Annotated in this window: 13 protein-coding genes and 3 tRNA genes; 15 read left to right on the forward strand and 1 reads right to left on the reverse strand. The window is 48.9% G+C overall.

Annotated features, from left to right (window positions below):
- Nucleotides 1-7: 7 nt before the first annotated feature.
- The 11 genes from FB479_RS12210 to FB479_RS12260 all read left to right on the forward strand — a co-directional run bounded on the left by FB479_RS12210 (nucleotide 8) and on the right by FB479_RS12260 (nucleotide 9,737).
- Entirely contained in the window at nucleotides 8-343 is a 336-nt protein-coding gene (locus FB479_RS12210; protein WP_142065301.1) for a TIR domain-containing protein, read from the forward strand.
- Between the two features lie 24 nt (nucleotides 344-367).
- Entirely contained in the window at nucleotides 368-610 is a 243-nt protein-coding gene (locus FB479_RS12215) for a hypothetical protein (protein WP_106653159.1), read from the forward strand.
- Complete coding sequence (locus FB479_RS12220; RefSeq protein WP_142065303.1) at nucleotides 607-1,905, forward strand: sigma-54 interaction domain-containing protein; 1,299 nt, start codon at nucleotides 607-609, stop codon at nucleotides 1,903-1,905. Before FB479_RS12215 ends, FB479_RS12220 begins: the two co-directional genes overlap by 4 nt.
- Before the next feature lie 162 nt (nucleotides 1,906-2,067).
- Entirely contained in the window at nucleotides 2,068-2,937 is an 870-nt protein-coding gene (locus tag FB479_RS12225) for an energy-coupling factor transporter ATPase (protein ID WP_106653107.1), read from the forward strand.
- Nucleotides 2,934-3,794: an energy-coupling factor transporter ATPase gene (locus FB479_RS12230; RefSeq protein ID WP_106653108.1), complete on the forward strand. Its 861-nt coding sequence runs from the start codon at nucleotides 2,934-2,936 to the stop codon at nucleotides 3,792-3,794. The genes FB479_RS12225 and FB479_RS12230 overlap by 4 nt, the downstream gene beginning before the upstream one ends.
- A 13-nt stretch (nucleotides 3,795-3,807) precedes the next feature.
- Nucleotides 3,808-4,644: an energy-coupling factor transporter transmembrane component T family protein gene (locus FB479_RS12235; RefSeq protein WP_142065305.1), complete on the forward strand. Its 837-nt coding sequence runs from the start codon at nucleotides 3,808-3,810 to the stop codon at nucleotides 4,642-4,644.
- Nucleotides 4,645-4,710: 66 nt separating this feature from the next.
- On the forward strand, nucleotides 4,711-5,268 hold the full coding sequence (locus FB479_RS12240; protein ID WP_056493023.1) for an ECF transporter S component: 558 nt from the start codon (nucleotides 4,711-4,713) through the stop codon (nucleotides 5,266-5,268).
- Nucleotides 5,268-6,236 carry a P1 family peptidase gene (locus FB479_RS12245; protein ID WP_142065307.1) on the forward strand — a complete coding sequence of 323 codons (969 nt, stop codon included), beginning with the start codon at nucleotides 5,268-5,270 and terminating at the stop codon, nucleotides 6,234-6,236. The genes FB479_RS12240 and FB479_RS12245 overlap by 1 nt, the downstream gene beginning before the upstream one ends.
- Before the next feature lie 37 nt (nucleotides 6,237-6,273).
- Nucleotides 6,274-7,491, forward strand: coding sequence for a M20 family metallopeptidase (locus FB479_RS12250; RefSeq protein ID WP_142065309.1), 1,218 nt, complete (start codon nucleotides 6,274-6,276; stop codon nucleotides 7,489-7,491).
- Between the two features lie 98 nt (nucleotides 7,492-7,589).
- Nucleotides 7,590-9,377 carry a M3 family oligoendopeptidase gene (locus FB479_RS12255; protein ID WP_142065311.1) on the forward strand — a complete coding sequence of 596 codons (1,788 nt, stop codon included), beginning with the start codon at nucleotides 7,590-7,592 and terminating at the stop codon, nucleotides 9,375-9,377.
- A gap of 120 nt (nucleotides 9,378-9,497) precedes the next feature.
- Nucleotides 9,498-9,737, forward strand: coding sequence for a hypothetical protein (locus FB479_RS12260; protein ID WP_106653112.1), 240 nt, complete (start codon nucleotides 9,498-9,500; stop codon nucleotides 9,735-9,737).
- A 79-nt stretch (nucleotides 9,738-9,816) separates the two neighbouring features.
- Here FB479_RS12260 and FB479_RS12265 read toward each other — a convergent pair whose 3' ends face one another.
- Complete coding sequence (locus FB479_RS12265) at nucleotides 9,817-10,725, reverse strand: C40 family peptidase (protein ID WP_106653113.1); 909 nt, start codon at nucleotides 10,723-10,725, stop codon at nucleotides 9,817-9,819.
- Nucleotides 10,726-10,902: 177 nt separating this feature from the next.
- Here FB479_RS12265 and FB479_RS12270 point away from each other — a divergent pair.
- The 4 genes from FB479_RS12270 to FB479_RS12285 all read left to right on the forward strand — a co-directional run bounded on the left by FB479_RS12270 (nucleotide 10,903) and on the right by FB479_RS12285 (nucleotide 12,419).
- Nucleotides 10,903-10,979, forward strand: a tRNA-Asp gene (locus tag FB479_RS12270).
- A gap of 43 nt (nucleotides 10,980-11,022) precedes the next feature.
- Nucleotides 11,023-11,098, forward strand: a tRNA-Thr gene (locus FB479_RS12275).
- Nucleotides 11,099-11,105: 7 nt separating this feature from the next.
- Nucleotides 11,106-11,192, forward strand: a tRNA-Leu gene (locus FB479_RS12280).
- Between the two features lie 180 nt (nucleotides 11,193-11,372).
- On the forward strand, nucleotides 11,373-12,419 hold the full coding sequence (locus FB479_RS12285) for an NAD(P)/FAD-dependent oxidoreductase (protein WP_106653115.1): 1,047 nt from the start codon (nucleotides 11,373-11,375) through the stop codon (nucleotides 12,417-12,419).
- The last annotated feature ends 112 nt before the right edge of the window (nucleotides 12,420-12,531 follow it).

The raw sequence follows: 12,531 nt of genomic DNA on the forward strand, positions 1-12,531 counted from the left end.
ATTCAAAATGAAAGTTATCACACTATACGGGTCGACAAAATTCAAAAAGGAATTTGAGCAGGCCAATACGTATTGGACGCTCCAAGGAAACATTGTGATGAGTGTAGCCTTTTTCGAACAGAGCGAGGGCTTTGAGATATCACAGGAGCAAGCGGAACTTCTTGCAGACATTCACTTTCGAAAAATCGATTTGTCCGACGAGATTTTCGTCATCGATGTAGAGGGCTATATCGGAAGCAGTACAAGCAAGGAAATTGCGTATGCAAAAGAACAAGGAAAGCCGGTTCATTATTACTCCAAGAGTGGGATCAACGAAAAAGTGATTGCCGCATTCTTTCCCTAACGAGAAAAAACAGAGGTGAAACAGGTGAAAGCGCAAAATCTAGCATCGATCTTCCTTTACATAGCCGTCATCTTTCACTTGCTGGGCATGAGTGGCTGGACTTCTGCAAAGCTGGCACAACCGATCGAGCTCGCCATCCTTGCGCTTATGCTCCTGTCCATTTTCATTTTGCGGAAAAAGAAACGAAAAAAGCGTCGGGCAAGAAGGCCAGCACCGGAAGTAGCAGTCATGCTTGAGCATGCCGAGGAAGGAGAGCCAGGCAAATGATCCATGACATCCACATGCAGGCGATTCTGGACGCTTCTCACGACGGGATCATCGCGGTCGATCGGGATTCCATTATTATCGGGGTCAATAAAAACGCGATGGAAATACTCGGTCTGCCAGGCAATATCGTTGGACAAAAAATCACCCGTTATATTCCCAATTCAGATATGTTGAGAATTTTGGCAACAGGAAAAAAAGAGATAGGAGACATCGCAACGATCCTGAATCGACAAATTATCATCAACCGTTTGCCGATTGTCATAGAGGGTGAAATCGTTGGGGCCGTGTCCACTTTTAAAGAAATCACCGACATTCAAAAAATGGAGATGCGCATTCGCAAGCAGAGCATGGAGAGCGGCTTGGAAGCCAAATTCCGTCTGGAGGATATCGTTGGAGAATCTTTTGCCATCCAGGAAGCGAAGGAATGGGCGGAAACTTTTGCACGGACAGATGCGACGGTTCTCATACAGGGGGAGACTGGAACTGGCAAGGAGTTGTTTGCCCAAGGGATTCATTTGAGCAGCCAGCGTGCAACAGGGCCGTTCATCCCGGTTAACTGTGCGGCTCTCCCCGGCAATTTATTGGAGAGCGAGTTGTTCGGATACGAGGAGGGCGCTTTTACTGGCGCGCGAAAAGGCGGAAAGCCCGGGCTGTTTGAATTGGCACACGGAGGTACGCTATTTCTCGATGAAATCGGAGAGATGTCGATCCCGATCCAAGCGCTGCTCTTGCGTATTTTGCAGGAGAAAAAAGTCCGCAGAATCAGCGGGGAGCGCATTGTCCCTGTCGATGTGAGAATCATCGCGGCGACGAATCGGGATTTGGAACGACTGGTAGAGGAAAAGCAGTTTCGCTCAGACCTGTACTTCCGATTGAATGTGTTGACGCTAGAGTTGCCTGCTTTGCGAGAGCGAATTGATGATATTCCACTTTTGGTGGCATCGATCATTGGAGAAATCAAGGAACGGGAAAATAAAAGGCATCTGAAAGTAGAAGAAGCCGTTTTCCACGTTCTCAAACAATACGACTGGCCAGGCAATGTAAGAGAGCTGCGCAATGTGGTGGAAAGAATGGTCTTGCTTTGCAAGAAGGACGCTCTTGGCAAGGAGGACACGGCTTTTTTTGCCAAGAAGCTGTATCAGCGACAATCTTTCCGAGATCAAGAAGAGAGAGAAGCAGAAGTCATCCGAAAGGTTTTGGCGGAAACGAAGGGAAACAAGGGAGAGGCGGCGAAAATTTTGGGAATGGATCGGTCCACGCTGTGGAGAAAAATGAAGCGCTACGAAAGGTTGTAGAAATTGATGCAATTGCAACATCAGCGATGCATATTTGCAACAGAGTGGCTCCGTTAATTGTTTAATTTACAGAAAATTAAAAACATATTCATTTGGCATGGTAGTTGCTTAATTATGGAGGACACAACACATCCGACTTTTACGAAGAGGCGAGGGGAGAGCATGACACCACAACCGATTATTCGTGTAGAAAATGTCTCGTTTGCCTATCAGGTTAACCAAGAGCAACAAATTCCTGTCTTGCAAAATGTCTCCCTGGAAGTGTTTCCTGGAGAGTATGTCGCCATCATTGGTCATAATGGGTCCGGAAAGTCAACGCTGTCCAAGCATCTCAATGGAATTTTGACTCCAAAGGAAGGCGATGTCATCGTGAACGGAATCAACACGCGTGAAAAACAGCGCATTCATGAAGTGAGGAGCCGTGTCGGGATGGTTTTTCAGCATCCGGACAATCAGATTGTCGCCACGATTGTAGAGGACGATGTGGCTTTCGGATTGGAGAACATCGGGACATCTGCTGAAGAGATGAAAATACGAGTAGACTTTGCCCTAGAGGCAGTAGGAATGAGTGCCTTTCGCCATCGACCGCCACATCATTTGTCTGGTGGACAAAAGCAGCGGATCGCCATTGCGGGGATATTGGCGATGAAGCCGCAAGTCCTTGTCATGGACGAAGCGACGAGCATGCTGGACAGCTATGGCAGACAGGATATTTTGGCAGTCGTTCGCAAGCTGCATCGCGAAGGAATGACGATCGTCACGGTGACCCATCACATGTCAGAAGTAGCAGAAGCAGATCGCGTCATCGTGATGGAGGGCGGCAAGATCGTATTGGAGGGCACTCCGCGAGAAGTATTTTCCCATCAGGAAAGACTTCGCGAGCTTCATCTGGATGTTCCTGACGCGAGCCGAATTGCTCATCTCGTCCACTCCGAATATAGCGAGTTTACACCTGATCTCATCCACAATGAGGAAGTTGTCGCGGAGGTTAATCGTCTACACGTCAGACAAGCGGAGGCGAGTGGTTCATGACGCAACCGATCGTAAACGTACAAAATCTTTCTCATGTCTACATGCAGGGAACACCACTCGAACATCGGGCTCTCGACCAGGTAAGCATCCAGGTGGCAGAAGGAGAATGCTTGGCGATTATCGGTCATACCGGATCGGGAAAATCGACGTTAATCCAGCATTTTAACGGCCTGATTCGCCCGCAGTCCGGTACGGTCATCATTAATGGAATGGATGTATCTTCACCCAAGATCGATATTCGTACGTTGCGCAGACAAGTAGGGCTGGTTTTTCAAAACCCGGAGGATCAACTGTTCGAAAAACTGGTCGGTGATGATGTAGCCTACGGCCCTTTTCGGATGGGGCTGCCTTTAGAGGAAGTAAGGCGACGCGTTCAGTGGGCGATGGACTTGGTCGGCCTCTCGTTTCAGGAGATGAAAGACCGTCCGACTTTTGCCTTAAGTGGCGGACAGAAGCGCAAGGTGGCATTGGCGGGTGTCCTTTCCTTGCAACCCAAGGTTCTCGTGCTTGACGAGCCGACAGCAGGGCTGGACCCGCGCTCTCGTCTTGAGCTATTGGATCGCATCCGCCGTCTCAATCGTGAAGAAAAGCTAACGGTTATTTTCGTCTCACACAATATGGAAGAGGTCGCCAGGCTTGCTGATCGTGTCTACGTCATGGCAAACGGCAAATCAGTCTGCGAAGGGACACCACGACAAATTTTTGGCAATCAGGAATTGCTGCGGCAGCATCACATCGGCACACCCGAATCGGTTGATATTTTATACAGACTCCGTGAGCAGGGCTACAGCATCGATCCTAGTGCTTTTTTACCCGAAGAGACAGCGATGGAAATTTTGAAACTGATGAACCGCTAAGGAGGGGGTCCACATGTCAGCAGAATTTGAATTGACGCGCAATATTACCATCGGTCAATATTTACCCACTGCTTCGGTCGTTCATCGTCTCGATCCTCGTTTCAAGCTTGGTGCTTTCGTCATCCTCATCTTAGCCATCGCCATCTGCGATACATACGTGGGCAACCTGTTTGCTTTAGCCATTTGTATCTGGATGTTTCAAATCTCGAAAATCCCCCTGCATTACGGCATATCCGGGATCAAGCCCGCTATCCCCTTTATCATTATATTGGCGATCATGCAGTTGCTTTTTTACGGCGAGGTTGTCAATGGCGGTACCGTTTATTTGAAATACGGCTTCATCACGATCACGAGTGAGAGCGTACGCCTCGTCATCGTGTCTGCCATGCGCTTTGTAGAAGTGATCTTCTTATCGAGTGTCCTCACGCTCAGCACTTCTACGACGGAACTCACGCACGGAATGGAGCGACTGCTGGGGCCGTTGGAAAAAGTAAAGTTTCCGGTTCATGCCTTTGCGTTGATCATCACGATTGCTGTGCGCTTTGTACCTACCTTCGCAATGGAAATGGAGAAAATGATGAAAGCTCAAGCATCCCGTGGTGCAGATTTCGGTACAGGAGAATGGTGGCGGATCATCCAGCGAACAAAAGACATGTTTCCCATCATCATCCCGCTGTTTAATGTGGCGCTCTCCAGAGCAGAAGATTTGATTTTGGCAATGGAAGCCAGATGCTACACACCAGGTGCTGCACGGACCAGATACACCCAATACAAGGCAGTAGGCAAAGATTATGTCGCGCTGATCGCAAGCATTGTCATTTCTGCCGTCATGCTCGTCATACCTTGGTAAGGGAGACAAGCGGGAACTCGCCCGAGTAGGGCATTCCACATAAAACTCGTAAAAGGAGGAGTATGCATGGAAAAAGGCTTGACCGTTCGCAAGATTGTCATTGCAGGCGTTCTTGGCGCGATAGCGATTTTGCTCGGGGTGACACGTCTCGGCTACATTCCGGTTCCGACAGCAGCGGGCAATGCCACTATTATGCACATCCCGGCTGTCATCGGGGGCATAATGGAGGGCTGGGGCGTTGGTATGATCATTGGCCTTATATTTGGAGTCTCTTCTTTCTTAAATGCCACCGTTCCGCTTTTTAAAGACCCTCTTGTAGCCATCCTGCCACGTTTGTTCATCGGTGTGACTGCTTACTTGACCTATGTCGGTTTGAAAAACGTCAATCAGTACTTGGCGATTGGTGCCGCTGGCTTTATTGGGGCGATGACAAACACGATTCTGGTACTGGGCATGGCTGTTATTCGAGGATACATGACGCTCGGTGTAGCGACCACAGTCGCAATCACGAGCGGCTTGCCAGAAGCAATTGTTTCTGTCATTGTTACATTGGCTGTCGTTGCAGCTTGGAAGAAATTGGGCTCAGCAGGCAGGCAAAAATCAAAAATTTCAGGAGACTTATAATGACTGGAACGATTGTTGACGTACCCGGCGTACTCGTCGGGCATGCACAAAACGAAGAAACATTAACGGGATGCAGTGTGATTGTGCTGGAAAAGCCGTCTGTTTGCGGCGTAGATGTCCGGGGTTCTGCCCCGGGCACCCGCGAGACAGATCTCTTGGACCCTGTCAATCTGGTGAGTGTCGTCCATGCGATTTGCCTTTCGGGTGGCAGTGCATACGGTTTGGATGCTGCTACAGGTGTCATGCAGTATTTGGAGGAAAGAGGCATCGGACTGGATGTTGGCTATGGCGTCGTTCCTATCGTTCCAGCAGCAGTCTTGTTCGACCTGGCTGTAGGCGACTATCGGGTTCGCCCGGATCGTCAAATGGGCTATGAGGCAGCACAGGCAGCAAGCCGTGAGACAATGGCGCAAGGAAATGTCGGTGCTGGTACAGGTGCGTCAGTAGGCAAGCTGAATGGATTTGGAAACGCGATGAAGAGCGGGTTGGGCACAGCTTCCATGACTTTGCCTAATGGACTCGTCGTAGGCGCCATCGTCGCTGTAAATGCAGTCGGTCATGTCGTAGATCCGCAGTCAGGGTCAGGGACGATCCTCGCCGGGCCGAGAGACGAGCAGGGAGCCATTCGGGATAGCGTGGAGATGATGCGCCAGCAAGCTTTTGCCCCGATTCCTCCAGGCACGAACACGACGATTGCCGTAGTCGCGAGCAATGCCCGCTTGTCCAAAGCAGAAGCAAACAAAGTAGCGCAAATGGCCCACGACGGGCTTGCCCGTACGATCCGTCCCATTCACACCATGTACGATGGCGATACGATTTTTGCTGTAGCAACAGGCGAAGTAGAGGCGAGTGTAGACTTGGTGGGCGCGTTGTCCGCAGATGTGCTGGCGGAAGCCGTCATACAAGCAGTTAAGCACGCAGAGGAAGCAGGGGGACTGCCATCTTATCGCAGTTACTTCCAGGAATAGGTGTAACATAATTGGATGCAGAGGAGAGGATTGTCGGATGAATCAGGTGATATCCTTTGTTGACGAGCAGGAAGTTGTGCGCCTTACGCAGGAGCTAGTTCGAATTCCGAGTGTGTTTCGTCCCGATCAGGCAGGAGCGAATGAAGAGCGGGTCGCGTTATTTGTCGCCGATTATCTTCGCAATATGGGTTTGCAGGTCTTCTATGAGGAGGTTGTTCCAGGCAGACCGAATGTCATCGCTTTTTACGATTCGGGCAGACCTGGCAAAACGCTTTTGTTCGAAGCCCATACAGATGTCGTAACAGAAGGGGATCGGGATGCTTGGAGCTACGACCCTTTTGGCGGGACAATATCTGGTGGGCGTATCTACGGGCGTGGCTCCTGTGACACAAAAGGAAATCTGGCTGCGGCGATATGTGCCGTCAAAGCTATCCAACGATCCAAACAGTCTTTTACAGGCAAAATCCTCCTGTGCATCCCTTGCGATGAGGAGAGCATGATGATCGGGATCAAAGATTTCATCCGTCGCGGTTGGGCCAACAACGTCGATGCGGCGATTATCTGCGAACCGGAAGAAAATCAGCTCTGCATTACGCAAAAAGGAGCCATGCGAGCCATTCTTCGTACGTTTGGCAAGATGGCGCATGGTGCCATGCCACTGACGGGAATCAATCCGAACACAAGGATGGCACGCGCCATAGTGGCGTTAGAGGAGCTGGAGAGCAAGGAAATGGCTCGTCTGGGAGAGCACCCGATGTTGGGGTGGCCGAGTATCACTCCGACGATTTTGCAGGCCCCTGTCAAAGGAGACGCCCAAATCAATGTCGTTCCTGATCAATGCATGACGACTCTTGATATTCGCACGGTACCGGGGCAGGACCACCAAGAGCTGTACAAAGAAATCAGTGCCATATTAGAAGGATTAAGCAAAGAAGATGACAATTTCAAAGCCACCTTGGAAGTAATCGAAGAGCGTCCTTGGACGTTGACTGGCATGAAGGAAGAAGTCGTGACTGCTGTCGCGAGCGCCTATCGGGAACTTACGAAAAAAGAACCCGTATATAATGGCGTCCCAGGTGCGACAGATGGAACCTTCCTGCACAAGGCCGGCATTCCGATTTTGACGACAGGCGCAGGCGATCGCCACATCCCTCACCATGCAGATGAGTACGTAGCTATTGACCAATTGGTGGAATCCACCCAGCTTTTTGCCTTGTCTGCATTAACGTTTTTGACGCAGCCAGTACGAGCTTGATCGCCTGCAAAAGAAGTTTTCTTAGTAAAAACTTGCAGAATCCATCTAAATTTTTTTACAATAGGCTTGTTACATAAGCGAAAAGGAGGCGCGTGCCCATGAATATGCGCTGGAAATTGGACGTCTTGTATTCCTCGTTTGATGCACCAGAATGGAAACAAGATTGGGAGAAGTTAGTTCGTGAAACAGAAGAGATCAAAAGCTGGGCAGCGCAAAACTTGCAATCTTCAGAAGATGCAGTAGCGAAGATGGAGACATACATCACGATGATGACTTCTGTCCTGCAAACGCAATTCCGCTTGTATGCCTACGGAGAGCTGACTGCCAGCGTCGATGCCAAGAATGAAACAGCACTGCTCGCGATTGAAAAAGTACAGAATCAGGCTGTTGAATTGGTTGAACCAGGCGTGCAATTCCAAAAGTGGCTAGGAACGTTGAACAACCTGGACGAATTGATTAACCAATCGGAGCTGTTAGAAACACATCGCTTTATGTTGACAGAAATGTCAGACAAGAGCAAATACATGCTGAGCGAAAAAGAAGAAATCATCCTGGCAAAAATGAAAAATACAGGGTCAAATGCATGGACAAAGCTCCATGAAATGCTGACTTCGACGTTGCTTGTAGACATTACAGTCGATGGGGAGCATAAACAGCTTCCATTGCCAGTGGTGCGGAACATGGCGAACGAAAAAGATCCGCAGCTTCGCAAAACGGCCTACGAGGCGGAGCTTGCCGCTTACAAAAAAATCGTGGAAGCTGCTGCTGCCAGCTTGAATGGAATTAAGGGCGAGGTTATTACCGTAGCGAAGCTCAGAGGCTATGAATCGCCGCTTGATAAGACGTTGCAAGACTCCCGCATGGACCGCGAGACGCTCGAAGCAATGCTTCAGGCAATGCGTGAGAGCTTGCCATCCTTCCATAAATACTTCCGTACAAAGGCGAAGCTCCTCGGCCATGAGAGCGCTCAGTTGCCGTTTTATGATTTGTTTGCGCCAGTAGGCGAGGCAGACATGCGGTTCTCTTATGAGGAATCCCGCGACTTCATTGTGAAGCACTTTGGTAGCTTTAGCGAAAAGCTCGCCAACTATGCAGCACGAGCTTATGATAATCAGTGGATTGATGCTGAGATTCGCGAAGGCAAACGAGGAGGGGCATTCTGCTACAACCTGCACATCGTAGGGGAGAGCAGAATTATGTCCAATTACACAGGCAGCTACAGCGATGTAAGTACAATGGCACATGAATTGGGACATGGCTATCACGGAGAATGTCTTGTAGACGAAGCATTCTTGAACAGCGAATACCCGATGCCAATCGCCGAAACCGCATCCATTTTGTGCGAAACCATCATTGCCAATGCAGCACTTGAACAAGCGACCTCCGAGGAGGCATTTGCGATTTTGGAAAATGATATCAGCGGAGCAAGTCAGGTGATCGTCGATATTTATAGCCGTTACTTGTTCGAGACTGCTGTATTTGAGCGCAGAACAGAAGGGGCCTTGTCTGTTTCCACTCTGAATGAACTGATGCTGCAAGCACAAAAGGATGCTTACGGAGATGGTTTGGATCCGGCAGCTCTACACCCTTACATGTGGGTATGCAAACCGCACTATTATAGCGCGGATTACAATTTCTACAACTTCCCGTATGCTTTTGGACTTCTGTTCGCGAAAGGCTTGTACGCAGAGTATCTCAAGCGCGGGGAAGCTTTTGTTGACCAGTACGACAAGCTCTTATCTGTAACGGGCAAAATGAGCGTTGCAGATGTAGCAGCCATCATGGATGTTGATGTACGCTCAGTCGATTTCTGGCGGAATTCACTCTCGTTGGTTGCAAAAGATATCGACAAATTCGTTGAGCTCGCGTCTGCTCGCCTGAACTAAATAGGAAGAACGTCCGCTATGTCATTAGCGGACGTTTTTTATTCATGATGCAAAGCGTTTTTGTGCGCATAGGGAACAGAGGGGAAGGAGAAAGTAAGAAAAAACAGATGAGGTGATTACGTGGTAAACGGATTGCAGTTACTCGACCTATTACGGGAAACGGAGAACAAGATGCTGCATTTACATAGAGCCATCGACAGAGTAAGCAGCGAGCCAGATTTCAAGGAGTCTGTCAGTGTTCTTACCGTTGTCGTTCGTGATTATCAGCTTCAGCTCGACAAAATGAAGCAAGCATTGGGCAAAATCGAAATCGGAGGGCAACAACAACAAAATCAGGCCCATAATACCGAAATGCACTAAGTGAAGGAACGACAAACAGCCCTCGAACTGCTGCAAAAAGCAGATAGGGCTGTTTGTTTGCTTTTCTGTGTAGGAAAGCTTACTGGAAATTAGCGTAACGCTTCACGCCGTAAAACGGGTAGAGCTTGTGCATGTACTCGACTTTGCCATAGCGAACATCTTCGCCATTCGCATGCACGATCGTTCCATTACCCAAATAGATCGCTACGTGGGACACGCGTCCTTTTCCAAGCGAATCGTAGAACAAGAGGTCACCAGGCTGTGCTTGATCCAGTGATACTTCTTGACCGCCACGGAATTGATCTTCAGAAGTGCGTGGAAGTGTAACCCCAAGCTGTTCAAAAACGTATGAAGTAAAGCCACTACAATCAAAGCCATTCGGAGTAGTTCCGCCTAAGACGTATGGTGTATTGAGCAATGGCTCAAAAATGTCCTTCATTCGACCCAGATCTTCTGCATTTACTTCGGCAGGCAGCGAAACGGTAGAAGTGAGATTTGGACTAAGGAACTCTGTAGCAACGTATGCTTCACGATCTTCGAATTCGATTTTCGTCCATTCACTACCCGTTTCTACGACTTCTACAATGGAACCGAATCTTAGCTTGCCTAAAACTTTTGCGTCAGTCGATGGTTTTTTACGCACATTCAGCACATCGCCAGAGACGCGGGCTTTTTCTCCAGCCGTTAGTTCTTTAGGCTCAGTGGTAGCGTTATCATTCTGATCGACAGCTACATCGGAAGGAATGTCAGGCGCAACAGAGTCAGAAGTGTTTGCCCCATGAATAGACAAAGTCTGTCCAATCGACAATCTATCATCATTCAATTCGTTCCATTGAATGATTTGATCCACTGTTACCTGATGCTCGCGTGCGATCTTGCTCAACGTATCACCTGCTGATACCACATATGCCGATGAGGAAGCATGGGCAGCAGTAGGCAGCAGAGTGAAGAGGGCGAGGAAGGTGAGTAGCCTCGAAGTCTTTTTCATGTCATCGTCTCCACCAATCTACTAAAATCTGCATATCTAGCTAAAATTCTATCGGATTTTGGTTGGTAAATCTATGAAAAAAATAATCTTTCACTATTTTTTTAAAAACTATTGCATCAGGAGATAGGATCGTGCTATATTACAGAAGTCGCCACGAGCTGGAGACAAAAACCACATGGAGCTGTGGTGAAGTTGGAGTTCACGCCGGTCTGTCACACCGGAGGTCGCGGGTTCGAGTCCCGTCAGCTCCGCCATTCTATCTCTAGAATGTGCGAATTACATAGTTTCACGAAATGTGCCGGTATAGCTCAATTGGTAGAGCACCTGACTTGTAATCAGGGGGTTGTGGGTTCAAGTCCTATTGCCGGCACCATTTTTATGCGGTCGTGGCGGAATTGGCAGACGCGCTAGATTCAGGTTCTAGTGGTGGCAACACCGTGGAGGTTCAAGTCCTCTCGACCGCACCATATGGCAAACAACAGGTTCGTAAATTGGCTGAAGAAGCTATTTACGAACCTTTTTATTTTTTCTTGAATGTTGAATCCTCCTCCATTTTCCATTACAATCACATTGTGATAATGAATCTCATTTTCAATAATATGATTGATGATTCATAAACAAACAGGAAAGACAGTGGAGGGGTAGTTGTGGGAGAACAGTTGGAGCTGTTTGATGTAACCATTATTGGCGGTGGTCCTGCAGGGATGTACGCTGCCTTTTATAGCGGAATGCGTGATATGAAGACGAAACTCATTGAAGCGAAAGAAGAGCTCGGTGGACGAATGTTGATCTATCCAGAAAAAATGATCTGGGATGTAGGCGGTGTGCCACCACAGCTATGCGAAAAGCTGATTGCCAATCTGGTGGCGCAAGCGAAGACATTTGATCCCACCATCGTCCTGGGCGAGGCGATCATTGGACTAGAGCCACAAGAAGATGGAACGTACATACTCGTTGCAAAATCGGGGAGACGGCATTGGACCCGCACGATCATACTGGCTTTGGGTCGAGGTATTTTGAAAATGGCAAAGCTGGAGATCGAAGGAGCCGAGCGCTACGAGGTGACAAATCTTCATTATACAGTGCAGGAACTGGAGCCATTCCGTGGTAAGCGCGTTCTCATCTCAGGGGGCGGCGACTCCGCGGTCGATTGGGCAAATGAACTAGTGCAAATCGCAGCGTCCGTAACCGTTGTGCATCGCCGTGATGTATTTGGTGGACATGAGCGGAATGTGAAGCGCATGAAAGAGTCCTCTGCGATCGTTCGCACCCCGTATGCGGTCACGCAATTGCAAAGCTCAGACAAAGAAACCATTGATAAAGTGACGATACGTCATCTGGAGACAGACGAAACGGAACAAATCGATGTAGACGCCATCATCGTCAATCACGGATTGAAGGCCGACTTCACCGGGATTAAAGAGTGGGGCTTGGACATGGATGAGTGGAACGTGTTTGTCAGTCCTCGTCTGGCAACGAATCTGCCAGGGATTTTTGCGGCGGGAGATTTTGCGAGCTTTGACAGCAAGATTACGCTGATTGCCGGAGCATTCACAGATGCGGCTGTGGCCGTAAATAGTGCGAAATTGCACATAGACCCGGTAGCAGATCGGATGGCGTACGTTTCGTCCCATAACCAGCGCTTTAAAGAAAAGAACAAAGCCCTTGGGGTTATCGATGAGGATGACGAGTAGAACCTAATGTAGGACAAAAAGCCCAACATTTGCAGGTTGATAGGCGCTTTTCCCATACGGTACATTGTTAGAGTCAAGGTGTAGCGTCAGTAAATCGATCAACAAATGTGGG

Origin of the sequence: Brevibacillus sp. AG162 (genome assembly GCF_006715575.1) — a bacterium.
Classification (GTDB): domain Bacteria; phylum Bacillota; class Bacilli; order Brevibacillales; family Brevibacillaceae; genus Brevibacillus; species Brevibacillus brevis.

Coding starts and splice junctions, on each gene's coding strand:
- FB479_RS12220 (WP_142065303.1), top strand. CDS start 607: ATGATCCATGACATCCACATGCAGGCGATTCTGGACGCTTCTCACGAC.
- FB479_RS12230 (WP_106653108.1), top strand. CDS start 2,934: ATGACGCAACCGATCGTAAACGTACAAAATCTTTCTCATGTCTACATG.
- FB479_RS12265 (WP_106653113.1), bottom strand. CDS start 10,725: ATGAAAAAGACTTCGAGGCTACTCACCTTCCTCGCCCTCTTCACTCTG.
- FB479_RS12245 (WP_142065307.1), top strand. CDS start 5,268: ATGACTGGAACGATTGTTGACGTACCCGGCGTACTCGTCGGGCATGCA.
- FB479_RS12240 (WP_056493023.1), top strand. CDS start 4,711: ATGGAAAAAGGCTTGACCGTTCGCAAGATTGTCATTGCAGGCGTTCTT.
- FB479_RS12235 (WP_142065305.1), top strand. CDS start 3,808: ATGTCAGCAGAATTTGAATTGACGCGCAATATTACCATCGGTCAATAT.
- FB479_RS12255 (WP_142065311.1), top strand. CDS start 7,590: ATGAATATGCGCTGGAAATTGGACGTCTTGTATTCCTCGTTTGATGCA.
- FB479_RS12250 (WP_142065309.1), top strand. CDS start 6,274: ATGAATCAGGTGATATCCTTTGTTGACGAGCAGGAAGTTGTGCGCCTT.
- FB479_RS12225 (WP_106653107.1), top strand. CDS start 2,068: ATGACACCACAACCGATTATTCGTGTAGAAAATGTCTCGTTTGCCTAT.
- FB479_RS12210 (WP_142065301.1), top strand. CDS start 8: ATGAAAGTTATCACACTATACGGGTCGACAAAATTCAAAAAGGAATTT.